Annotated in this window: 21 protein-coding genes; 1 reads left to right on the top strand and 20 read right to left on the bottom strand. The window is 42.1% G+C overall.

Annotated features, from left to right (window positions below; translation table 11 throughout):
- Window positions 1–193: 193 nt before the first annotated feature.
- From recG to NST81_RS07165, 3 genes are all read right to left on the bottom strand, one after another.
- Window positions 194–2,242 carry an ATP-dependent DNA helicase RecG gene (recG, locus tag NST81_RS07175; protein WP_048623136.1) on the bottom strand — a complete coding sequence of 683 codons (2,049 nt, stop codon included), beginning with the start codon at window positions 2,240–2,242 and terminating at the stop codon, window positions 194–196.
- A 328-nt stretch (window positions 2,243–2,570) separates the two neighbouring features.
- Window positions 2,571–4,244 carry a DAK2 domain-containing protein gene (locus NST81_RS07170; RefSeq protein ID WP_048623135.1) on the bottom strand — a complete coding sequence of 558 codons (1,674 nt, stop codon included), beginning with the start codon at window positions 4,242–4,244 and terminating at the stop codon, window positions 2,571–2,573.
- 17 nt (window positions 4,245–4,261) lie between these two features.
- Window positions 4,262–4,624 (bottom strand): Asp23/Gls24 family envelope stress response protein, encoded by a 363-nt coding sequence (locus NST81_RS07165; protein WP_003354537.1) that lies wholly within the window; start codon window positions 4,622–4,624, stop codon window positions 4,262–4,264.
- A gap of 597 nt (window positions 4,625–5,221) precedes the next feature.
- On the opposite strand from NST81_RS07165, the gene rpmB reads away from it, so the two are divergent.
- A complete protein-coding gene (rpmB, locus tag NST81_RS07160) occupies window positions 5,222–5,410 on the top strand; it encodes a 50S ribosomal protein L28 (RefSeq protein ID WP_003354536.1) in 189 nt (62 codons plus the stop codon).
- A 296-nt stretch (window positions 5,411–5,706) separates the two neighbouring features.
- Here rpmB and spoVM read toward each other — a convergent pair whose 3' ends face one another.
- From spoVM to NST81_RS07075, 17 genes are all read right to left on the bottom strand, one after another.
- Complete coding sequence (gene spoVM, locus NST81_RS07155; RefSeq protein ID WP_040341495.1) at window positions 5,707–5,787, bottom strand: stage V sporulation protein SpoVM; 81 nt, start codon at window positions 5,785–5,787, stop codon at window positions 5,707–5,709.
- Window positions 5,788–5,873: 86 nt separating this feature from the next.
- Window positions 5,874–6,545, bottom strand: a complete 672-nt coding sequence (locus NST81_RS07150) for a thiamine diphosphokinase (RefSeq protein WP_048623134.1) — start codon at window positions 6,543–6,545, stop codon at window positions 5,874–5,876.
- Window positions 6,546–6,757: 212 nt separating this feature from the next.
- Window positions 6,758–7,414, bottom strand: a complete 657-nt coding sequence (rpe, locus tag NST81_RS07145) for a ribulose-phosphate 3-epimerase (RefSeq protein ID WP_048623133.1) — start codon at window positions 7,412–7,414, stop codon at window positions 6,758–6,760.
- A 6-nt stretch (window positions 7,415–7,420) separates the two neighbouring features.
- Window positions 7,421–8,302 (bottom strand): ribosome small subunit-dependent GTPase A, encoded by an 882-nt coding sequence (gene rsgA / locus NST81_RS07140; RefSeq protein WP_003354533.1) that lies wholly within the window; start codon window positions 8,300–8,302, stop codon window positions 7,421–7,423.
- Between the two features lie 99 nt (window positions 8,303–8,401).
- The gene (gene pknB, locus NST81_RS07135) at window positions 8,402–10,354 is read right to left on the bottom strand and encodes a Stk1 family PASTA domain-containing Ser/Thr kinase (RefSeq protein ID WP_048624423.1); all 1,953 of its coding nucleotides are present in this window, start codon (window positions 10,352–10,354) and stop codon (window positions 8,402–8,404) included.
- A 5-nt stretch (window positions 10,355–10,359) separates the two neighbouring features.
- The gene (locus tag NST81_RS07130; protein ID WP_003354530.1) at window positions 10,360–11,109 is read right to left on the bottom strand and encodes a Stp1/IreP family PP2C-type Ser/Thr phosphatase; all 750 of its coding nucleotides are present in this window, start codon (window positions 11,107–11,109) and stop codon (window positions 10,360–10,362) included.
- Between the two features lie 6 nt (window positions 11,110–11,115).
- Window positions 11,116–12,195, bottom strand: coding sequence for a 23S rRNA (adenine(2503)-C(2))-methyltransferase RlmN (gene rlmN, locus NST81_RS07125; protein ID WP_371836613.1), 1,080 nt, complete (start codon window positions 12,193–12,195; stop codon window positions 11,116–11,118).
- A 20-nt stretch (window positions 12,196–12,215) separates the two neighbouring features.
- On the bottom strand, window positions 12,216–13,556 hold the full coding sequence (rsmB, locus tag NST81_RS07120) for a 16S rRNA (cytosine(967)-C(5))-methyltransferase RsmB (RefSeq protein WP_048623132.1): 1,341 nt from the start codon (window positions 13,554–13,556) through the stop codon (window positions 12,216–12,218).
- A gap of 1 nt (window position 13,557) precedes the next feature.
- Window positions 13,558–14,499: a methionyl-tRNA formyltransferase gene (fmt, locus tag NST81_RS07115; protein WP_048623131.1), complete on the bottom strand. Its 942-nt coding sequence runs from the start codon at window positions 14,497–14,499 to the stop codon at window positions 13,558–13,560.
- Window positions 14,496–14,981 carry a peptide deformylase gene (gene def, locus NST81_RS07110; protein WP_048623130.1) on the bottom strand — a complete coding sequence of 162 codons (486 nt, stop codon included), beginning with the start codon at window positions 14,979–14,981 and terminating at the stop codon, window positions 14,496–14,498. The genes fmt and def overlap by 4 nt, the downstream gene beginning before the upstream one ends.
- Window positions 14,982–14,997: 16 nt before the next feature.
- Entirely contained in the window at window positions 14,998–17,409 is a 2,412-nt protein-coding gene (gene priA, locus NST81_RS07105; RefSeq protein ID WP_048623129.1) for a primosomal protein N', read from the bottom strand.
- On the bottom strand, window positions 17,406–18,620 hold the full coding sequence (gene coaBC / locus NST81_RS07100; protein WP_048623128.1) for a bifunctional phosphopantothenoylcysteine decarboxylase/phosphopantothenate--cysteine ligase CoaBC: 1,215 nt from the start codon (window positions 18,618–18,620) through the stop codon (window positions 17,406–17,408). Before coaBC ends, priA begins: the two co-directional genes overlap by 4 nt.
- A gap of 287 nt (window positions 18,621–18,907) precedes the next feature.
- Complete coding sequence (rpoZ, locus tag NST81_RS07095) at window positions 18,908–19,135, bottom strand: DNA-directed RNA polymerase subunit omega (RefSeq protein ID WP_003354523.1); 228 nt, start codon at window positions 19,133–19,135, stop codon at window positions 18,908–18,910.
- A 1-nt stretch (window position 19,136) separates the two neighbouring features.
- Window positions 19,137–19,754: a guanylate kinase gene (gene gmk, locus NST81_RS07090; protein ID WP_048623127.1), complete on the bottom strand. Its 618-nt coding sequence runs from the start codon at window positions 19,752–19,754 to the stop codon at window positions 19,137–19,139.
- 4 nt (window positions 19,755–19,758) lie between these two features.
- On the bottom strand, window positions 19,759–20,019 hold the full coding sequence (remA, locus tag NST81_RS07085; protein ID WP_003354521.1) for an extracellular matrix/biofilm regulator RemA: 261 nt from the start codon (window positions 20,017–20,019) through the stop codon (window positions 19,759–19,761).
- 49 nt (window positions 20,020–20,068) lie between these two features.
- Window positions 20,069–20,947 (bottom strand): YicC/YloC family endoribonuclease, encoded by an 879-nt coding sequence (locus NST81_RS07080; protein WP_048623126.1) that lies wholly within the window; start codon window positions 20,945–20,947, stop codon window positions 20,069–20,071.
- 290 nt (window positions 20,948–21,237) lie between these two features.
- Window positions 21,238–23,919 carry a calcium-translocating P-type ATPase, SERCA-type gene (locus NST81_RS07075; RefSeq protein ID WP_048623125.1) on the bottom strand — a complete coding sequence of 894 codons (2,682 nt, stop codon included), beginning with the start codon at window positions 23,917–23,919 and terminating at the stop codon, window positions 21,238–21,240.
- Between the last annotated feature and the right edge of the window lie 163 nt (window positions 23,920–24,082).

The following is a 24,082-nucleotide window of genomic DNA, read 5'->3' as shown; positions in this document are numbered from 1 at the left end:
TTATACACCATCCGATATTAGTACTAGGTACTAACAGTAGTATATAATCAAAAAATATAGAATGCAAGATCATATTGGCATTCCGTTCGTAATTTGTAAACGTTTTTCTTCCTCAACCGAGACAATCATTCAAATCTTTCCTCCCGACGAGTGAGAGTAAAGGATGCGGAAGGAAACGACCTCTCTTTTTTGGTTAATCCAGCTTTTCGCCAGACAGGACTCCCGACTCTTGTAAATACGTGCGCAGCGGTTCGTATTCTTCGGTGGTCCAAAAAGCATCTGACTGGATAAGCTCGGCCGCATCTTTCCGGGCTGTTTCCAGCGCACGATAATCATGAACGACATCAGCCACTTTAAAATCTGGCAACCCGCTTTGTTTTTTCCCAAATAAATCTCCCGGTCCGCGCAATTCCAAGTCTTTTTCGCTTAAAACGAACCCGTTGTTCGTTTCCGTCATAATTTTCATACGTTCTTTACCTACTTCTGTTTTAGGATCAGCGATTAGAATACAATACGATTGCTCATTCCCTCGTCCAACACGTCCCCTTAATTGATGCAGCTGAGCAAGTCCGAAACGATCAGCATCATAAATCACCATAATGGTAGCATTTGGAACATTCACTCCGACCTCGACAACAGTTGTGGAAACAAGAACATGAATTTCATTGCGACTAAATGCATTCATCACTTGGTCTTTCTCCTCAGCACTTAGTCGTCCGTGCATCAGCCCGATGTTGTAGCGGTTGTGAAAATAATGGGTTAATTGGGCATGAATATCGATGGCATTTTGCACGTCCAGCTTTTCAGATTCCTCAATCAGCGGGCAGATCACATATGCCTGCTTATTTCGACGCAGCTCCTTTTCCATAAAGGCTAGAACACGTTCAAACATATCATGCTTTGCCCAATACGTTTCAATCGCTTTTCGTCCTTTTGGCATTTCATCAATGATGGACACATCCATCTCTCCAAAAGCGGTGATCGCCAGCGTTCTCGGTATCGGCGTCGCCGTCATAAACAACACATCGGGATTTTCTCCTTTTTCCCGCAACACTCTTCTTTGTTCAACTCCGAATCGATGCTGTTCATCCGTAATGACCGTGCCTAATTGTTTGAAATTTACATCCTCTTGTATGAGAGCGTGAGTACCTACCAAAATATCAATGTCTCCGTTTTCCAGCTGTTCCAATACCTGTTTTCTTTTCTTTCCTTTTACAGAACTTGAAAGCAGCTCAACGGTGACGTCAAAAGGTTCAAAAAGTTCACGTAAAGACGCCGTATGCTGTTCCGCCAATATTTCCGTCGGCACCATCAAGGCTCCTTGATTGCCTGCTGTAATCGTTGCATATAAACAAACGGCAGCCACGACAGTTTTTCCCGAACCAACATCTCCTTGAAGCAATCGGTTCATACGGTAAGGCGATTTTAAATCGGCGCAAATTTCATTGATCACACGTTTCTGAGCATTAGTCAGAGGAAATGGCAAATGTTGAATAAATTCTCTAAGTTTTTTCACATCATAATGTTGCTCTTGACCTTTTGAATGCTCTCTCTCAAATTTTCGCAACGCCTGTATTTTTAATTGGAAGTATAGAAATTCCTCGTACACAAAACGACGGCGCGCCTGTTTTAATTCCTGCGCGTTTTTCGGGAAATGTATCGCCCGAATGGCTTCCCGGCGACCCGGTAATTTATAATTTTCAAGAAATGCGGTCGGTAGATTTTCTCGAATATAATCTCCATATTCATTAAGGGCGGTTGCAATAAATTTTTTCAACATATTGGACGTGATGTTTCCCTTTAAAGAATATACCGGTTCAAATTCGCTGCGATATGAGTAGGGACCGAGATGATAGTGTTGCACAGTGATCGTTTGACGGTGGCGATCCCATTTTCCGGTGACTGTGATCGTATCGTTCAGTTTGATTTTTTTCTTTAAAAAGGGCTGATTGAAAAAGACCGCTGTCACTAAATAGCGATCTACAAGAAGTTTAAACGTTAAACGTGATTTTTTCCGACCGTAATACATGACAGAAGGATCACTGTGAACTTTCCCTTCGACCGTTACCCTCTCTTCATGAGGGACATCGGCCAAGTCTCTCAAGCGGTAATCTTCGTACCTGTAAGGAAAATATTCCAATAAGTCCTTAATGGAGTAAATGTTCATTTCCGCAAGCGAATTGGCTGTTTCTTTACCGATCCCTTTTAAAACACCAACGTCTCGAGAAAGCAGATTATTCACGGTTATTTTGCGATGTCTCCCCCTTATTACGGACATCTCCTACAGGAGAGCCACCGCATCCCCCCCTTCTGCTGTGACTATCATTATCGTGAATGGCAAAGATACTTTTGACAGAGGCAGCACCTTTCTATCACTTTTTTACTTTGGCTAAAGCTTTCTGTTTCGTGATTGAATTCAAAAAGGGTTAATAGTCCCGTTTCACACAGCCGCCATATTCCATCTTTCCCAACGAAATCATTTTTTTAATTAAAATGATTTCCATACGAAATAGAAGGGGAATATCCCCTTCTATTCGTCGACTTCCCAATATTCGATTTAGTTCCTTTTCCTATTCAATCGAAATAATAAAAGAATAAAGCGGTTGCTTTCCATTATGAACTTCTATTTCCAAATCCTCATATTTCTCTTCAATGAAAGCAACGAGTTCTTCTGTTTCTTCTTTGGAAACATCTTCACCATAAAAAATGGTGATAATTTCACTATCTTCTTCCACCATATTCTCAATTAAATGTATGGCAGCTTCCATTTTATCTTTGCTGGTCGTTACAATCTTTCCATCTAAAATGCCCATAAAATCATTTTTAGCAATGGAAATGCCGTCAATCGCCGTATCTCGAACGGCATACGTAATTTGTCCCGTCTTAACATGAGCCATCGCTTCCGCCATAGCTGCCTGATTTTTCTCCAAACTTTGGTCTGGACGAAAAGCAAGCAGAGCGGCTATTCCTTGGGGAACCGATTTCGAAGGGACCACCACTACTTCTGCATCAATCATTTCTTTTGCCTGTTCCGTTGCTAAAATAATGTTCTTATTATTTGGGAGAATGATGACTTTTTCAGCGTTAACTTCCTGCGCCGCTTTGACGATGTCCTCCGTACTTGGATTCATCGTTTGTCCGCCCGGAATGACTGCAGAAGCTCCTATGCTCTTGAACATTTCAGCAATTCCTTCTCCCATGGCAACCGTTACAATCCCATACGGCTGTTTCTCTTTCTTCTTTGTATCCGTATGCAGCTGTTGGTGGGTTTCCCCTACAATTTGACTATGCTGTTCACGCATGTTTTCGATTTTTATTTTAATGAAGCTTCCATATTGCTGTCCATATGTAAGCACTTCACCAGGTCGTTCCGAGTGGATATGTACTTTAGCCACTTCGTCATCTGCAACAACAAGCAGAGAATCGCCAAATTGGCTAAGGTCTTCCCGAAATTTTTCTTCTGAAAATGGATGATCTTTGAGTTTCTCTTTTTCCAAACGAACCATAAACTCCGTACAATAGCCATACACAATGTCTTCTGTTTTCATGAAGCTTTGAGCTTTATGATGTTCCGCTTTGACGAGTTCGTCAAGCGTCGGTTCAATCGCAGGAGTTCCGGGCAATTGTTCCCCTTTTAAAGCGGCTAAAAATCCTTCATATACAAGGACAAGCCCTTGTCCCCCGCTGTCGACTACCCCCACTTCCTTTAACACCGGGAGCAATTCTGGGGTTCGTTTCAAAGAGCTTTTCGCTTCTTCCAGCAATGCTTCCGTCACTTTCACAATATCGCGCTCATGCTTAGCCGTTAGAACGGCTTTTTTTGCAGCATCTTTCGCAACCGTTAATATCGTTCCTTCTACCGGCTTCATGACCGCTTTATAAGCTGTATCTACTCCAGCTTCAAAAGCATTAGCGAATTCTTGGCTATTAATCCATTCTTTTTGTTCAATTGCTTTAGCAAACCCACGGAATAATTGGGAAAGAATCACACCTGAGTTGCCGCGCGCTCCCATCAATAATCCTCTTGCAAGGGAAGCCGCAGTCTTACCTACATGATCTGTTAAATGTTCTTGAACTTCCTTAGCTCCGGAAGTCATAGACAAATTCATGTTTGTTCCCGTGTCGCCGTCAGGAACAGGGAATACGTTTAATGCATTGACCATTTGTGCATTGGCAGCCAAGTTATTGGCACCGGCAATGATCATTTCCGCAAAACGCTTACCATCCAAAGATGTTATCGACACGTATTTTTTCCTCCTCACTAAGGGTTCGTCACCCTGACACCTTGTATAAAAATATTGACTGTATCAACTGACAGCCCAACTGTTTGATCAAGTGTATATTTTACTTTCGTTTGAACGTTATGGGCCACTTCGGAAATTTTCGTTCCATAGCTAACGATAATGTACATATCGATATGAATCCGATCGCCTTCTTGCCGAACAATCACGCCACGGGTGAAATTTTCTCGTCTCAAAATTTCCGTTAATCCATCTTTCAGTTGATTTTTGGACGCCATACCCACTATGCCGTAACAATCTACAGCAGCTCCACCGGCAATAGTGGCAATGACTTCATTAGAAATATCTACCGTTCCATACTTCGTTTTTAGCTCAATCGACATGAAAAGAGCCCTCCTTATCGGATTCTTCCTTTGTTACAAACATTTTACTATACATAGGGGCTTTTTAAAAGTGAACCTTCCGTTCTTATCATTCCAAATTAATCGATCAGCGTCAAGGTGTTTTTCTTGAAAGATATTTTGTTCCAGTTTTTGTCTCCTATTCGTAAATTCCTATCATATTAAAAATAAGTCCTCTTCCCTTCTGTCCTTGTGAATCAACCAAACCCAACTTATTTTATTACAAGAAGAGATGAGAAATGACTCTTTCATTCTTGCTTTTCCTTCCTTTTCTATCATACAGATCAATGAACGTACAGCCAGATGGCTTCTATTGAACATCAAATTTTGTGCATGAGTACAACAGACAGCTGTTTAATCCTTCAAAATCCATTTTAACTGTGAACAAAAGCTTTGCCTCCCATGATTTGGTCATTTTTTACATCTTAATAGCTAAAAAGCCAGAGATTCATCGGTGTCTTTTCCCTTCCTGATATTGCATTAACCAATATTCTATGTTAAATTATATTAGTGTCTGTTTGAAGATAAGGAAGTAATGAAATTGAACATTTTCAGCTTCTGCAGTTAGGAGGGAATCAAATGGCAAAACAATGCGTGATTACTGGTCGCAGAACGCGTACCGGAAATAGACGTTCCCACGCTATGAATGCCAACAAGCGTACTTGGGGAGCAAACTTACAAAAAGTGCGCATTCTAGTTAACGGTAAGCCAAAACGGGTTTGGGTTTCTGCAAGAGCTTTAAAATCCGGAAAAGTTGAACGTGTATAATGACAATAAGCACCCACTCTCGGGTGCTTGTTTTTTATCCCGTCATATAATATAATGAATGATCTGCAGCCATTCCATTTTCACTTCAACGGCCATTTCAGGTGACCATTTTCGCTTTCCTCTCGTTTCTCTTTTTTACGCTTTCACCCATTTATGTCTCATGAAAAGGGGGGTGAGTCCAAAGGCCTGACTCACTCAATCACTCAAGACACGCTACGCTGGGCAGTTCATAGCATGCTGAAAAATCTGGCCTTCCGCCCGACGTCAGCCCCTTGGAAACCATTTCTCTTTTCTCTTTATCCTTTTTTAAAGGTACCAAGCATTGCCCGGACAATTCCGCCTAAAAATCTAGGCAATTTAATCGTATAAAATTTCATTCCATGTCCCTCCCCATTCATCTGAAGGATGATAATGGTCTATTCGCCATATTATATTCAAACAAAGGAAATAAGTACGTATCGTCCTAACGTGCCGGACTGATTGGCATTTCATCGGAACTTCTTACCATCATTAATATGCCGCTTGTAAAGGAAAAAGTACCTTTTTCTTCAATCAGTTCATTGCTTATGCATCGAGTCGATCCAAATATTGCCGTATAATTATGTAAAGGATATTTAAACCCTGTAAGCGTTAATCCTTCAACATGGCCGTTCACAGGAAGAAAAGAAACATATGGCTTATCAGGAAGTTTTCGTATTTCATATTTTTTCGGACGATGAACCGAGATGATATTTTGGCGATCGATGATCTTAAAATCTATAGAGCTTTTGCTCCATTTCTCATTCACAAGCAAACTGATATTAGCCAAAAAATGATCCAGCCTCCCGCCGGTGGCGCCAAACAGAGAGATGGTGTTTGGATTTTGCTTTACACCGTATTCGATGGCTAGCTCCATATCGGTTTCATCTTTTTCCGGTCTGTATTTTTTAATATTTCGCACTTTTTCCTTTATTCGCTTCCATTCGCTCTCTCGAATGGAATCAAAATCACCTACAGCGAGATCAGGCACAATTTGTTCATCCAGCAAATATTGCACGCCTTTATCGACCCCGATCCAATACATCTCTTGTCCATCAAACGCTTTTAAATCCGGTATACATATACGGGGACCGCCTGCCACAATGCCCACATTCATCCATATTCCTCCTATCGATTCCCATGAATGCATCTATAGCAATGAGTACTGATTTTAAACTTTTCCAAACGGGAAACGCCTAATGTGCAAATATTTTTTCCCTCTTCTTAGCGAATCAACCATTAAAAAAAGGGAGGGAGGTCCTCCGCCTTTTCTATGAAACTATTGTGTAAGAGTATAAAGATGGAGGATACAACAATATCCTTTATCCATTATTGTTCCAGTCGTTTACGGATCAAGCTGATCGCTTTTTGGCGATCTTCCTGATTAAAAATGGCTGAGCCGGCCACTAACACGTTCGCGCCGGCATCGACGCATAATTTTGCTGTTTCTGCGTTGATACCGCCATCCACTTCAATTTCGACATCAAGACCGTTTTCACTCACTAATTGCCGCACTTGACGAATTTTCGGAAGAACAGTATCGATAAAGGTTTGTCCGCCAAATCCAGGATTGACGGTCATGACGAGAACTAAATCAACGTCATTTAGCACATGACGGATCATTTCTACAGGGGTAGCCGGATTGACCGCTACACCTGCCTTTACTCGCAGCGAACGGATGTGTTGAATCGTGCGATGAAGATGCGGACACGCTTCCACATGGACCGTAATATAATCAGCACCTGCTTTGGCAAATGTGTCAATATAAGCATCCGGGTTTTCAATCATTAAGTGGACATCCAGCGGCAGCTTCGTAACAGGTCGGACGGCTTCGACAATCAACGGTCCCATCGTAATGTTAGGGACAAAATGTCCATCCATCACATCCACATGAATGTAGTCGGCCCCGCCTTTTTCAACTTCTTTCACTTCTTCCCCTAATTTCGAAAAATTGGCGGAAAGGATGGAAGGTGCAATTTTGATCATAGTCCATCAATACCTCGGCTTTCTCTCTTTTATTTCAACTAAAAACTGTTGGTAATGATCATAACGATAAGCGGGAATTTTCTTCATTTCCACCGCTTCTCTCACTGCACATTTTGGTTCATTCAAATGACGACACCCTCGGAACTTGCAATATTGACTTAGTTGATGAATTTCCGGAAAACAAGACGACAATTCATCAAGGTCCAAGTCTCCTAATTCAAGGGAGCTAAAACCAGGAGTATCGGCCACAAGACCATTATCTATTTCAATCAATTCCACATGGCGAGTGGTATGTTTTCCCCTTCCCAGCGAATCGGAAATATCTTTCGTCTCTAATTGTAAGTCTGGACGCAATGCATTCAAAAGCGAAGATTTACCGACACCAGATTGTCCAGCAAACACCGATGTTTTCTCTTGCAAAACAGCACGAATTTGATCTAAGCCGCTCCCGTTTTTAACAGATGTGGTAATGACTTGATAGCCGATTTCCCTGTAATCCTCACAGTATGAGTGGATTTTTTGTTCGTCTTCCGGCGAAAGCAAATCCATTTTTGTGAGGCATATGATCGGTGTGATCGCTTTAGATTCGATTAACACAAGGAAACGGTCCAAAAGCCCGAGATGAAAATTGGGACGCGCCACTGAAAAAACCAAAATGGCTTGGTCTACGTTCGCAATGGGCGGACGGATCAGCTCATTTTTGCGCTTCTCTATGCTTAAAATATATCCTTCCTGATTGCTTTCCAACTGATATTCCACATAATCACCGACAAGAGGGGAAATTTTTTGTTTTCGAAACACCCCTCTTCCTCGGCATCGAACCACTTTTTCTCCATCTAATACATAATAAAATCCGCTCAGCGCTTTAATAATTTTTCCATTAGCCATTGCATTCCTCCTTACTCAAAATGATTTTCTTACAGGTAAGACTTTTAAAGCCAACGGATCGCTCAAGAAAAATAGTTGGTCAAAGTTGTCGTTATGGACTTACTCGTCATCCGGAAAAGGGACCATTTCGTCAATGATGACTTTTTTATCTCTAACCACTTTATATCCTGCTTTTTTGCCACTGGCAATCGTCAATGAAATCGTTTTTCTCGTGTCTTCATGAATGAAAAAAGTCTCATATGGTACAGTCATGCTGTTGTTTGCGTCTTCGATGTAAATGACCACTTCTTGAGGCTTTCCTTCTTCATCCGGTTCATATGGAATGAACAATTCTTTTGTAACGGTTTTAGGCGGAATTTCTTTTTTGCCTTTTGACAGCACAACTTCCACTCTATCCCCTTTGTTTAACAGCGTACCGGCTGAAGGATTTTGAGAGATTACCAGCCCTTCCGGCACACTGTCAGAATAATCTCTTCTGACAATGTCCACTTTTAAACCGCTTGTGGCCGCATAATCTTTCAAACTTTTCTCGTTGTAATCAGTCAAATCAATCAGCGATACCTTTTCCGGACCCCTGCTTACCGTAAATGTCATCTCTGTTTCTTCCGGAACGACTTTTTCATTTGGCCCCGGATCTTGGTCTATGATGGTTCCCGGCGGGTGATCGTCATATATCTCTACTTTACGGATCCTTTTAAAATGTTCTTTTTCCAACATGTCGGCGATTTCATTATAATCCCGATCACGATAATCATCCAGTTTAAATGTTTTTTTCCCGGAGCTTACATACAGATCAACAGAAGATCCCTCTTTTACTGTTTGATTAGCACCAGGTTTGGTATAGATGACCTTTCCTGCCGGTACATGATCGCTAAACCTTTCGATCGTGTCTCCAACTTTCAATCCATCCGTCACCAATTTCGAAACGGCGTCATCCACCGTTTTCCCATGAACATCCGGCACCTTGATTTCTTTCGGTCCCAATAAATCCGGGATCACAAAGACGCTCCCCGCTGCCAACAACAAGAGCAAGAAAATTCCGATTACAATCCAAGGCCATTTTTTTCTTTTCTTTTTTTCCGGCTTGTCCGACCCACTGTTCGTTTCTTCTTTTAATGGGTAAACAGCCGTCGATTCTAAATCATCTACCGGAAGTGGACCTTTAATGGCAGGTATGACTTTTGTTTCTTCTTCGTCCACCAAAATGGTAAATTTCGGTTCATTCAGTCGGCTCGGTTCAAGAGCAGTCCTTATATCTTCTTCCATTTCTTCCACGCTGTTATAACGGTAAAAAGGGTCTTTGCAAGTAGCTTTCAGCACAATATTTTCCACACTTTGCGGAATTTCCGGAAATTTTTCCCGCAAAGAGGGGGTATTGGATTGCAAATGTTTTAAGGCGATGGAAATAGCTGTTTCTCCTGAAAATGGCAAATTTCCTGTCAGCAGTTCATACATTACAATACCAAGAGAGTAAATGTCTGATTTTTTTGTTGCTACTCCTCCTCGAGCTTGTTCAGGAGAGATGTAATGCACAGATCCGAGAAAAGAGTTGGTTTGGGTAATCGACGTCGCACTTAAAGCCATCGCAATGCCAAAATCGGTAATTTTGACATGACCATTGTGATCGATCAAAATATTCTGCGGTTTAATATCACGGTGAATAATCGAATTGCGGTGTGCATGGGCGATAGCAGAAGTCAGCTGACTCATGATGTCTAGCACTTTCTCCACCGGGATAGGGGAATGCTGCATTATGTATTGTTTTAAAGTCATTCCATCCACATATTCCATCACAATGTAAAAAATATTGTCTTCTTCTCCCACATCATAAATATTCACGATATTCGGGTGAACAAGACTGGTTGCCGATTGAGCTTCTCTTTGAAAACGGCGTATAAATTCTTCTTCTTCGGCAAAATCCATTCTCAATACTTTTAGAGCCACATCTCGGTCCAATATGATATCTCGTGCTAAATAGACATGCGCCATCCCGCCTCCGCCAATCATTTCGATTACTTTGTATCTTCCGCTGATTCTCCTGCCGGCAAGCATTCCGATCACCCGCTTTCACTCCCGGCTGTCTGGTGTAAAATCACAATGGTGATATTATCCTCTCCGCCTTCTTGATTGGCTAAGTCAATGAGCGTTTGAGCTTTTTCCGCCAACGGAAGTTCCCCTTTAATCACTTCTTCCATTTTCGCTTCCGAAACTTTATTGGAAAGGCCATCCGAGCAGAGCAGCAAATAATCGCCATCTTCAAAGGTGATGCTTAGCACATCGGCAGCTACTTCCTCCTCTGTCCCAAGGGCTTTCGTCAAAACATTTTTGCGGGGGTGATGTTCAGCATCCTCTTTGGTGATTTGTCCTGTTCTTACAAGTTCGTTCACTAAAGAATGATCTTCCGTCAGCTTTTGAAAGCCGTTTTCATTCAAAATATAACAACGGCTATCCCCGATATTGGCAATCGTGCAGAAGCGGCTTGTGCAAACCGCAGCCACAATGGTCGTGCCCATACCCGAACATTCAATATTTTCCCTTGAGTGGGATAAAATCTTCTCATTCACTTTGACAATGGCCGTCTTTAGCCATTCTTCCGCCTTGTCAGGGGTGGAAATCATCTCTGTTTGCTGCCACTCTTTTTGCAATTCTTTGATCGTCATTTCACTGGCGACATCTCCAGCATTGTGGCCGCCCATTCCATCGGCCACAATGGCCAAGAGGTCACCGGATGAGTTGCGAAAAATTCCGCCGCTGTCTTCGTTATGCTGGCGGACTAATCCTTTATCAGTCTTAAACACTGACTCCATAAGCGGTCACCTCGTTTCTTCTTTCCGCTCCTTAGCGCGGAGTTGCCCGCAAGCAGCGTCAATATCATGCCCGTGTTCACGGCGAATCGTTACATTGATTCCGTGTTTTTTCAACGTTTTCTCAAATTTAAAGATTTGGCTTCTCGGCGTCCGAACATAATTTCGTTCCGGAACATAGTTCACTGGAATTAAATTGACATGACACTTTAGATCTTTGATCAGCTCGGCCAATTCTTCGGCGTGTTCAACCGAATCATTTACTCCGCCGAACAATCCGTATTCAAAGCTGACTCTTCTGCCTGTTTTTTCAATATAATACTTTACGGCTTCGATTAAATCCGGCAATTTGTATGCGCGGTTAATTGGCATTAATTTGCTGCGAAGCTCATTATTAGGAGCATGGAGGGAAATGGCGAAATTAATTTGCAAATTTTCATCGGCAAATTGATAGATTTTCGGTATGATTCCGCTTGTAGAAACCGTAATATGGCGAGCGCCGATATTGAGTCCTTTTTCATGGTTGATAATTTTTAAAAACGAAAGCATTTGATCATAATTATCAAACGGTTCTCCAATTCCCATAATGACGACGGAACTGACCCGTTCTCCCATTTCATCGAGCGCTTTTTGCACATGCACCGCTTGCGCCACGATTTCCCCCGCCTCTAAATTTCTTTTTAATCCTCCTAAAGTTGAGGCACAAAATGTGCATCCAATCCGGCATCCAACTTGTGTGGTCACGCAAACCGAATTTCCGTATCGATGACGCATTAGCACCGTTTCAATAGAAAATCCATCATGCAATTCAAATAAAAATTTAATGGTGCCATCTTGAGAAGTTTGTTGAACAATCGTTTTCAATGTGGTGATAGTAAAGTGTTCCGCCAGTTTATCCCGAAGGCTTTTCGGCAAATTCGTCATTTCTTCAAACGACGTGACCCGTTTCTTATAGAGCCAATCATAAATTTGTTCTGCTCTGAAAGGTTTTTCGCCATGATGGCGGATCCATTCTTTCAACTCAGGCAGTTCCATTGAGTAGATAGAAGGCGGCCTGTCTTCTATCATTTTCTTAGATTTTTTCGTCATCGTGATTGTCTGTTCCATTTTCATTCATCCTTCTTTCTAAAACAGCTGATAAAAAATCCATCTCCGCCAAAATCTTGAGGAAAAATTTGAAGAAAATGTCCCGTTACAAACGGCTGCACCGCTTCCGGCAGATGATCCAACGGCTCGGGTTCAAATTCAGGATGGCGATCAAGAAATCGATTGGCGGTACCTTCATTTTCTTCTTGGTCCACCGTACAAGTACTGTAGATCAAAAGGCCGCCGGATTTCAAAAGAGGTGCCTGGGCGTCCAATATTTCCAATTGTATTTTCTGCAAAGACTGAAGATCTTCCTGTTTTTTGACATATTTTATATCCGGCTTCCGTCTTAAAACGCCTAGTCCAGAGCAGGGGGCATCGACTAAAATACGGTCGAAAGATTGCGGCGGGAACTTTTCTCCTCCTTTACGGCTATCAAGAGGGAGGGAGGAAATATTTTCAAGACCTAATCGAACTGCATTTTCTTCAATCAATTTGATTTTATGAGGATGTAAATCAAGAGCATACACTTTTCCTGTTCCCTGCATTTTTTCCGCCATATGGGTCGTTTTCCCGCCGGGAGCAGCGCAGGCGTCAAGGACAACCATTCCGGGTTCCAGTTTCATGGCGTGCGCTACCAGCATAGAACTTTCATCTTGAATGGTCATCAACCCTTTCTGAAAAGCGGACGATTGGGCTGCGTTCCCTTTCAAAACTCGAATGGCTTCCGGCAAAATCGGACTTTCTTCTGCTGAAAATCCTTCTTGGCGCAAGCTGATTAAAACTTCCGCCCTATCTGCTTTCGTTTCATTCACGCGCACCGTTTGAACAGGAACGGACAAATTGGTTTCACACATCGCTATTGTTTTTTCCAATCCGAATTGACGAATCCAGCGCTTGACAAGCCACTCCGGATGACTTGTCTCAATCGAAATTCGCTTGACTGGATCCGTGATCGCATCTAATGCTGGCAATCCCTTTCGTTGTATGGAGCGAAGCACGCCATTGACCATGCCGGCAATTCCTTTATGGCCCCGTTTTTTGGCTATTTCCACCGCTTCGAATATAACAGCACGGTCAGGAACTTTGTCTAAATACACCATTTGGTACAAAGATAATCGCAATAAATTTCGTACCCATGATTTTAGCTTGTGTTTCAAAAACGGTGCCAAAAAATAATCCAGCGTAAATTTTCTTTGTATCGTCCCATATGTTAATTCTGTCAATAAACCGGCATCCGGACCTGTTAAATCGTATTTTTGAATAGCTGAATTCAGCAATAAATTACTGTATGACTGATTTTGTTCGACTGCTTCCAACAGTTCAAGCGCAGCCTCGCGAACATTTTTCTTTTTTTTCTCCATTTCAATCTCCCAATTTCATTCCAATTTGCAGAGATCCGGCTCCTCTCAAAAACTGTTCTGCTTTCATCCTCTTTTTTCCGGCTGGCTGGAGCTCCGTAATCTTGATGCCTGTTTCATTTCCGGAAGCGACGAGAATTCCGTCATTTTCTATCGCCATGATGGTTCCGGGTTCTTGTTTTTCAGGGAGCGTTTGTTTTTCTCCCCACCAAATTTTCACTATATTCCCATCAAGTGTAGTATAGGCAACCGGCCAAGGATGCAAACCACGTATATGATTGTAAATATCCTCACCCGGCTTGGTCCAATCAATTTTTTCCTGCTCTCGCTTAATATTGTGAGCAAATGTCGCCCGACTCTCGTCTTGCTTAATCGGCGTGATTTCGCCATTTATAATTTTTGGAAGCGTTTTGGAAAGCAATTCGGCCCCTTCCCTGCTTAATTTGTCATGCAAGATGCCGACATGATCCGTTTCTTCGATCGGCACTTCCACTTGGCTGATAATATCTCCGGCATCCAATTTTTCTGCCATATACATGATGGTGATGCCTGTTTTCTTTTTGCCTTGTATGATCGCGTAGTGGATCGGCGCTCCGCCGCGAAGTTCCGGCAAAAGAGAAGCATGAACATTTATACAGCCGTATTTGGGTGCTTCAAGCAGTTCCTTTGGCAAAATTTGTCCGTAGGCTGCGGTCACGACGATATCCGGCTTGAAACTCAATATCGTTCGCAATTCGTCTGAGTTTCTCAATTTTTCTGGCTGGAGAACGGGAATGCCATGTTTTTCTGCTTCTACTTTAACAGGAGGCGGAGTGAGTATTTTTTTGCGGCCAACAGGGCGGTCAGGCTGTGTCACAACCGCTTGAATTTCATAGCCGTCTTCTATTAGCCTTCTTAGAATAGGAACAGAAAAATCGGGTGTTCCCATAAATACAATCTTGATCATTCAGCCTCATACCCTTCCAACGATTCTTTTTCTATATATTTATCTACTTTAGTAGTAAACAAAATACCGTGAAGATGATCAATTTCATGTTGAATCGCCCTTGCCAAAAAACCATTGGCTTCGATGATGAAAGTTCGACCTTTCCAATCTTTTGCCCTTACCTTCACGTAATAGGGCCTTGTCACTTCCCCGTATAGACCGGGAATACTTAAACAGCCTTCTATATCTGTTTGGGTCCCTTTTGTTTCCAAAATTTCCGGATTGACAAGTGCGATCATTCCATTTTCGTCTCCGATATCCACAACTGCTACTTGGAGATCGATCCCGACTTGAGGAGCGGCCAGACCAACCCCGTCCGCCTCTAACATTGTTTCGTGCATATCTTTAATCAATTTTTTTAAATGTTTATCAAAAGATGTCACTCGCTTGCATTCTTTTTCTAATATTTCTGCCGGATAAGTGACAATAGGTAATATCGCCAAAACTTTTCCTCCTAACTTACATCATCACAAACGGATTGATATCCACTGCTATTTGCAAATGAGAATAGGATCCTTGTCCGTTATACTGTTCCAATATCGATTTCAACGTATCGGAAAGCATTGGTTCATGCTTGTATTTTATCAAACATTGATAGCGATATCTATCATTGATCCGAGGAATGGGAGAAACAGTCGGTCCGAGAACAACCGTTTTATTGGAGAGCCGGCTGCGGATGAATTTCGTAATTTTTTCTGTTACGGAGGCTGCCACGAGCGGATCCTCATGGCTGACATTGACAAGGGCCAAATAATAAAACGGAGGATAACTTCCCAATTTTCTCATGATCATCTCCCGCTGATAAAAACGCTCAAAATTTTGTTGACCGGCAAGCTGTATGCTGTAATGTTCAGGGGTATAGGTTTGAACAACCACTTCTCCTTGCAATTCATGCCTGCCGGCTCGTCCGCTCACCTGGGTTAATAGCTGAAACGTTTTTTCTGACGAGCGGAAATCGGGAAGATGCAGCATCGTATCCGCACTTAACACCCCGACAAGTGTAATATTCGGAAAATCCAGCCCTTTCGCAATCATTTGCGTTCCTAGTAAAATATCGGCTTTTCCTTCTGAAAACTGGCGCAGAAGAGTTTCGTGAGCGCCTTTTTTTCGTGTCGTATCCACATCCATTCTAATGACTCTGGCCTCAGGCAGCAGCTTTCCCAATTCTTCCTCTACTTTTTGTGTTCCGGTCCCAAAATAGCGAATATATGGGCTGCCGCATTCCGGGCAAACAGACGGCGCTATTGTTTCATAGCCGCAATAATGGCATTTCATTTCATTTGAAAAATGGTGATATGTTAATGAAATGTCGCAATGCGGACATTGAACGACATAGCCGCAGTCTCGGCACATGACAAAGGAGGAATGTCCTCTTCGGTTTAAAAGCAGCACGGTTTGTTCGCCCTTTTCCACTCTATCTTTTAACTTTTCAAATAGAGACCTTGAAAATATCGAACGATTGCCAGCCCGCAGCTCTTCTCTCATATCGACAATTTCCACTTCAGGAAGATCGCGGTGATTCATACGGTTTTTCAGCGTTAATAAATGGTATACACCTTTTTGCGCCCTCGCGAAACTTTCCAACGAAGGAGTGGCGCTTCCTAAAATGACGGGACAATTAAAATGCTGTGCTCTTTTGATCGCGACGTCCCTAGCATGATATCGCGGAGTTTCTTCTTGTTTATAGCTTGTCTCATGTTCCTCATCAATGATGATGATCCCGATGTTTTCAAACGGCGCAAAAATAGCCGAACGAGCTCCCACCACTACTTTCGCTTCTTTTTTTAAAATTTTCCGCCATTCATCATACTTTTCGCCAATGGACAATCCGCTGTGCAAAACGGCTACATCATCACCAAATCGGCTTTTAAAGCGATGAACCATTTGCGGTGTCAGAGAAATTTCCGGTACGAGCACAATGGCTTCTTTTCCTTTTTCCAGTACCTTTTGGATCGATTGCAAATAAATCTCTGTTTTTCCGCTGCCTGTCACTCCGTATAATAAAAAAGTTTCATGCTTTTCTTCTTCCAAAGCTTCAATAATGGGGGAAATGGCTTTTCTTTGCTCATCTGTCAAAGGAAAGGGACTTGTTTTTTCAAAATCCGTTTGAGCATAAGGATCGCGATATACTTCTTTTTGCTCTTCATACAAAATCCCTTTTTGGATCAGCGCCTGCAAACTGGATGACGTACTGTTTGCATTCTCCAGCAGTTCTTTTGCAGATATCATTTCTCCTGGATGTTGTTTAAACACATCGATCAGCCGTTTTTGTTTGACGGCATTCCCCTTTAAACGGGAAGCGGCTTCTGACAGTTCCTCGGCCGATAATCTCGTGCCAATCATCCGTACTGTCTTTTTGTTTCCTTTGCTTTTCACCTTATAAATCAATTCAACCGTTCCAGCTTTCACCTCTTTTTGTATAGAGGTTAAAAGTCCCGCCTTTTCCCCTTCTTCCCAAGTGATTTCCTTTTTATTCTTAAACAGCTCGGCTACCTTCTCATCCGCTATCTTCTCTTCGTTGACTGCCGCGAATCGCTTTTCGTATTTTGCTTTCATGGCAGCTGGAAGCATCGCTTGATAGGCCGAAACTTTAAAACAAAGCGTCGTTTTCGTCAACCAGTCAGCTAGATCCATCAACTCTTGATTCAGTACCGGAACAACGTCCATTGGCTCTCGAATGGCTTTTAACTGAGGAAAAGACGAATGGTCTTTTACTTTCACTACATACCCTTGCACATTTCTTGACCCGAAAGGCACGATCACTCTCATGCCTGGCTGGATCATTTGACTCCATTTTTCAGGAATCAAGTAATCAAACGGCCGGTCGGTTTGCATGGTTGGTACATCCACAATCACGCTTGCTACGTTCATTTTGATCTTTCCTCTTGAAGCGTTTTGACGATTTCACGAAAGATTTCTTTTGCCAATTCTTTTTTGGACATAAGCCCTAATCGTTTGTTTGAACCGTCTTTTTTATAGATTGTCACAATATTGGTATCTTCCTCAAAGCCGGCGCCTTTTTCGTTCACATTATTGGCAATGATCATATCTGCGTTTTTCCGCTTCAATTTACTCATTGCATATTCATCGAGATTGGAAGTCTCAGCGGCAAAACCAACGAGGAACTGATGATCTTTTCTTTCGCCGAGCGTTTTTAAAATATCTTTCGTCCGTTCCATTTGGATGATCAAATCTCCATCCTGTTTTTTCATCTTTTCATTGGATACTTGTTTTGGACGATAATCGGCAACAGCCGCACTTTTAATGACAATGTCTGCGGACGGAAACTCCTCCAGTACGGCGTCGTACATTTCTTCTGCGTTTTCTATATATTTTACGTTCACACCGATCGGCGGATTTAACGAAACCGGGCCGGAAATAAGCGTTACATCAGCTCCTAATTGATGGGCCTCTTCCGCCAAGGCGTATCCCATTTTTCCGCTAGAACGGTTGGAAAAAAAGCGGACAGGATCTAAAATTTCGCGTGTCGGCCCCGCTGTTATGACGATTTTCTTTCCTTTCAAAGGCTGATTTTTTTCTTTTTCCCAATACGAGCTAATCAACTTGACAATGTTCTCCGGTTCCTCCATCCTTCCTTTTCCTACATATCCGCAAGCCAAATAACCTTCATTTGGTTCTACAAATTGATAACCGTAAGATTGCAGACGTTCAATATTCCGCTTCACCGCAGGATGGTCGTACATATGGACGTTCATTGCCGGCGCTATCCAAACCGGAGCAGTAGCAGCAAGCAAAGTCGTCGAAATCATATCATCCGCTATGCCGTTGGCAAGTTTTCCGATTATATTCGCTGTAGCCGGCGCCACGAGAACGAGATCGGCCCAATCTGCCAGGTCAATATGGGCGATCGATTCGGGATGCTTTTCATCAAATGTATCTGTATAAACATCGTTTCTAGACAGCGCTTGAAACGTTAAGGGCGTGACAAATTTTTGAGCTCCGTTGGACATAATGACTTTTACAGAAGCCCCCGCCTGCGTTAATTTACTGGTCAATGCCGCTGCTTTGTAAACGGCAATGCCACCTGTAACGCATAGTAAGATGTTTTTTCCTTTCAACATTATGAAACCCCCTTCTCTATACCATTGTACCGCTATTGGACAGAAAAGCTTTGTTTTTTCACTCGACTTTGTAAACGAAACATTCCGGATCAAGAAGCAAAACAAAAAACCTCACGGAAATAAAATCGGTTAATGGGCGCCTACAGGTTAAAAGCATCTCTTCCTATTTCAAAATTCCTTCTTCGTATAAACGACTGACTTGTCTATGCTTTTATGTCACACGAATGAAAACCGCTGACATGATTCGACTTTTTTGATTAAGAAAAAATAACAACCTAATAAGGTTGTTATCCTTCATCGGAGTAAGTTGTACCTTCTGTTTTTTCTTTTAAGGTTAAATACTCGGCATCTATTTCTTCCAATGCTTTACCGACATATTTCTGTGAAACATAGGAATCTAAAAGTTCGTCTTCAGGATGATCTTGTAATTGACGCGCTCTTTTGGCGGCAATGCTGACAAGTGAGTATTTGGAATCAATTTTCTTTAATAAAGAGTCAATCGATGGATAAAGCATACTATTCTACCTCCAACATTTTTTTATAATGATGCTGAACTCTTTCACGTCGGCAATGCTCGGCAATAACGATGGCTTTAATGCGTTCGCATGCCTTTTCCACTTCATCATTTTCCACTACATAGTCGTATAAATCCATCATTTCGATTTCTTTGCGAGCCTTTTCCATTCGTCCGCGAATTCGTTCATCATCTTCTGTTCCTCTATTCACGATGCGATTATACAGTTCGGAAAGGCTTGGCGGCGCAAGGAAAATAAATAAGCCATCGGGAATTTTTTCACGTACTTGTTTGGCTCCTTGCACTTCGATTTCCAGAAAGATGTCTTTTCCCGCTTCCAATGTTTCTTTCACATAATCAAGCGGAGTTCCGTAATAATTCCCCACATACTCCGCATATTCAAGCAACTTTCCTTCCTTTATAAGCTGTTCGAATTGTTCGCGGGTTTTAAAAAAATAATCTACACCGTCTACTTCACCTTCCCGAGGCTGTCTGGTCGTCATGGAAATCGAGTATTCGAAATCAACATTTGGGTCTGAAAAAATCGCCTTGCGCACCGTTCCCTTTCCTACACCGGACGGCCCGGACAAGACAATCAACAATCCTTTTTCTTTCCTCATGAAATTATCCTTCCTCCAATTCTTCTTTTGAAACAATTCGATGCGCGACCGTTTCGGGCTGAACGGCTGAGAGTATAATATGACCGCTGTCCATAATAATGACAGCTCTAGTCCTTCTCCCGTATGTAGCGTCAATTAATGAACCTCTTTCGCGCGCTTCCTGAACCAACCGCTTAATCGGGGCGGATTCAGGACTGACTATGGAAATGATTCGATTGACAGAAACAATATTTCCAAACCCAATATTAATCAGCCTGATGGACATGCGGCTCCTCCAATCAATGTTTGATTTTGAACGTAGAAGTTCTGACCTATTACTCAATATTTTGTACTTGTTCTTTCATTTTTTCTAAACAGCTTTTTAATTCAATGACATTTGCCGCGATCTCTGAGTCATTCGCTTTGGAACCAATCGTATTGACTTCTCTGTTCATTTCTTGAATGATGAAATCAAGCCTTCTGCCGATCGGTTCATCTTTCTCCAAAAGCTGTGAAAATTGCTTTATATGGCTGGCTAATCTTACACATTCCTCATTAATATCCGCTTTATCAGCCAAAATAGCCACTTCCGATAAAATTCTGGCTTCATCCACCTCGTTATTGGACACAGCTTCTTTTACTTTCTTTTCAAGGCGTTCTTGATAATGCTTGGACACTTTCGGTGCAAGAGATTGAATTTTTTTAATGACCGTCTGAATTTTATTTAATTGAATCAGCAAATCTTTTTCAAGCTGTTCCCCTTCTAATCTACGCATTTCCAACAAATTTCGAACAGCTTCTTCTATCGTTTGGAAAACAAGTTTTTCAAGTTCCTCGTTTTCTTCCTCTCTTTCTTCTATCGTAATTAATTCTTCTTTACGAAGAAAGTCGCTGATTTGGATTTCGCCATTTAACTGATATTTTTCTTTTATTTTTTTTATGAATTGATAATAATCCTCAATCAAATTCCAGTCAACATGTATTGAACGTTTAAGAGCCCCCGCTCCTTCGATGATCACAAAAATTTCAACACGCCCACGTTTTATGTATTGTCCGAGATATTTTTTGATTTTATCTTCCAGCTTTAATAACTGTCGGGGCATGCGTATCGTAAACTCGCAAAAGCGGTGGTTCACTGATTTCATTTCAACCGTAACCGCATGCTGAGCAGACTCTGCTTTGCTTCTTCCAAAGCCTGTCATGCTAACAACCATCGGTTTCACATCCTATCCAGCTATGAATTTCTCTTTTACGAACAACGTCTATCGAGGAGAGCATTTCACCCTCCCAAATGTCCTTCATCCACAAGGTAATCTTCCGGATTGCTGTCATTCAAGCTTTATGCATTTTTGGGACAGCTGACAATCGGACGCAACCTTCTTATTGATTCAGTCAATTACATATATTGACATGATGAAAAAAGGGTCCATTATGATAAATGTCTTTCTGCAAAAAGAAAAGGTATAGAGGAAATCCTCTGATACCTTTTGGATTATATCACAAATCATTTTCTTTTTCTTGTATAAAAAGAGCCTGCCAAAAGAAATGTCGGTAATGCACTTAGCCCTAATATAAGCAGCCATTCCCTGGGAGGAAGGGTGACCGTTTGAAAAACCGGCTGCAGCGAAGGAATATAGATCACCGCCAGCAATAGAACGGCCGATGAGAGAACAGCCAGAACGAGCCAACGATTCTCAAACGGATTTCGAGAAAAGATCGAATGTTCGCTTCTACAATCAAATACAAGAATCAATTGACTAACGGTTAAAGTGGCAAAAGCAATCGTTTGAGCATAGGCTAAATTTTCCGGATGCTGTTTTCGAGCAACAATAAAAGCGATGATGGTGACAGCGCCAATTAAAAATCCTCTGGACAAAACCTTCCAACCAAGACCACGAGCAAATACCCCTTCTTTTGGATTTCTCGGTTTGCGCTTCATCACATCTTCTTCCGGATGGTCCAGTCCTAGTGCCATGGCCGGAAGTCCATCCGTCACTAAATTGACCCATAAAATTTGAATGGGGACGAGTGGAAGAGGAAAGGCTAAAATCATGGCAAATAGCATCACTAAAATTTCCCCTACATTGGAAGCTAATAAATAGCGAATAAATTTGCGAATATTTTCATATATATTTCTTCCTTCTTGAATCGCTGACTTAATAGTGGCAAAATTGTCGTCCATGAGCACAAGCGAAGAAGCTTCTTTAGCCACATCTGTACCCGAGATCCCCATGGCAATCCCGATATCAGCAGCTTTGATGGCAGGTGCGTCATTGACTCCATCTCCCGTCATCGCCACAATGTGGCCATTATTTTGGAGAGCCCGAACGATTTTTAATTTATGTTCCGGGGAGACTCTGGCGAATACAGCTGTATCTTGAACTACTTCTTCCAGTTCAGCGATAGACATTTGATTAAGTTCCTGACCACTGACCACTTTGGAACGATTATCTAAAATCCCTAATTGCTTGGCAATGGCTCTTGCTGTCATTACATGGTCTCCTGTAATCATAATGGTCTTAATGCCAGCTTCTCGGCACTCTTTGATGGCTTGTCTGACTTCCGGACGAGGCGGATCAATCATTCCTTCAATGCCAATAAAAATAAGCTCTTTTTCCGCTTCTTCTACATTTTGAATAGCTGATTCCCTCTCCTTAAGCGGTTTGTAAGCAACTGCAATATTGCGAAGAGCCATGCCAGCAAAATCACTGATTACGTTGTCTACGATCTTTTTATGATCCCGGGAAAAGTTTACCTTTTTCTCGTTCCATAGAATCGACGAACACTTTTGGATTAACACGTCCGGTGCTCCTTTGGTGATGACAAAACGCTGCCCGCTTTGATCTTTCACCACAACGGACATCATTTTTCGAATAGAGTCGAACGCGAATTCTTGTTCAATTGTGAATTGTTGCGACAAATTCTCCCTTGTCAGGCCCGCTTTCATCGCCGCCACCAATAAAGCCCCTTCCGTTGGATCGCCGTCAATAAAAAAATCACGCTTGTTTTGTTTTAACTCCGCATGATTACATAAAAGTCCGAATGTCAGCAGCTGGTAAAGACTTTTTTCCCGTTGGGGTATGATCCGGACGCCATCTTCAAAAAATTCTCCATTCGGTGAAAAACCTGTTCCGCTTACGGTCCACGTTTTCCCATTCGACCATAAATGGGTCACGGACATTTTATTTTGCGTCATCGTTCCGGTTTTATCGGAACAAATAACGGATGCGCATCCAAGCGTTTCGACAGCCGGCAATTTGCGGACAACGGCCCTTTTTTTAATCATCCGCTGAACCCCCAATGACAAAGCGACTGTCACAATGGCCGGAAGCCCTTCCGGAATCGCCGCAACCGCCAGCGATACGCCAGCAAAAATCATTTCATAAAAACCATGACCTTGCAAAATCCCAATGCCCACCACTAACGCCGTTAAAAACAAAGCGGCGACAATTAATACTTTTCCCAGCTGTTCCAACCGCATTTGGAGCGGGGTAGAAAGGGTTTCGGCATTTTGAAGCAAATCAGCAATTTTTCCCATTGCCGTATTCATGCCGATTGCCGTAACAACTCCGATTCCGTTTCCCCTCGTAACCATTGTCCCCATGAAAGCCATATTCTCTAAATCCCCGATATTTAAATGTTCCCCGTGAATCGATTCAGCGATTTTAGGTACAGGGACCGATTCTCCTGTTAAAGCGGACTCTTCCAATTCTAAGTTATTCGCTTTTAAAATACGGACGTCGGCACCAATTCGGTCTCCGCTTTCGAATTTCATCACGTCCCCGATCACGAGCTCTTTTGAAGGAATTTTTATCCATTCACCGTTCCGGAGCACGTTTACTTTGGGAGCAGATAATTCCTTTAATGCTTGCAAAGATTGTTCGGCTTTACGTTCCTGAAAAAAGCCAAGAAACCCATTCACGATCACGATGGCAACGATAGCGATCGCGTCCATGTACTCCCCCATCAATCCAGACACTAAGGTAGCTGCCAGTAAAACCAATATCATAAAATCTTTAAACTGAGAAATAAACAATTTAAACGCGGACTGGGATTCCCCTTCTTCCAATTCATTAACGCCGAATTGTTTTCTCCTTTTTTCTACTTCTTTTGAGTTCAATCCCTTTTCCAGATTAACATTCAATTTTTTTTCTATATCCGGCCTTTCCATCTCATAGAATTTCATTTCTCTATCACACTCTCCCCTTAAACGTCGCTCTTATAGCAAGGTTATTCAGACTCGTCCAAAAAAATGATATGATTTATTAGAAAAGAGCACTTTTCACGCTTGGAGTTAGTTGTGATGGCAAAAACAAATGAAGGCTAATGGATTTTAATCCATTCATAAT

Origin of the sequence: Bacillus sp. FSL W8-0223, from assembly GCF_038006805.1 — a bacterium.
In the GTDB taxonomy this organism is placed as follows: domain Bacteria; phylum Bacillota; class Bacilli; order Bacillales; family DSM-4216; genus Bacillus_O; species Bacillus_O smithii.
The sequence above is the reverse complement of the archived record's forward strand: the minus strand, read 5'-3'. Positions and strand labels throughout refer to the sequence as shown.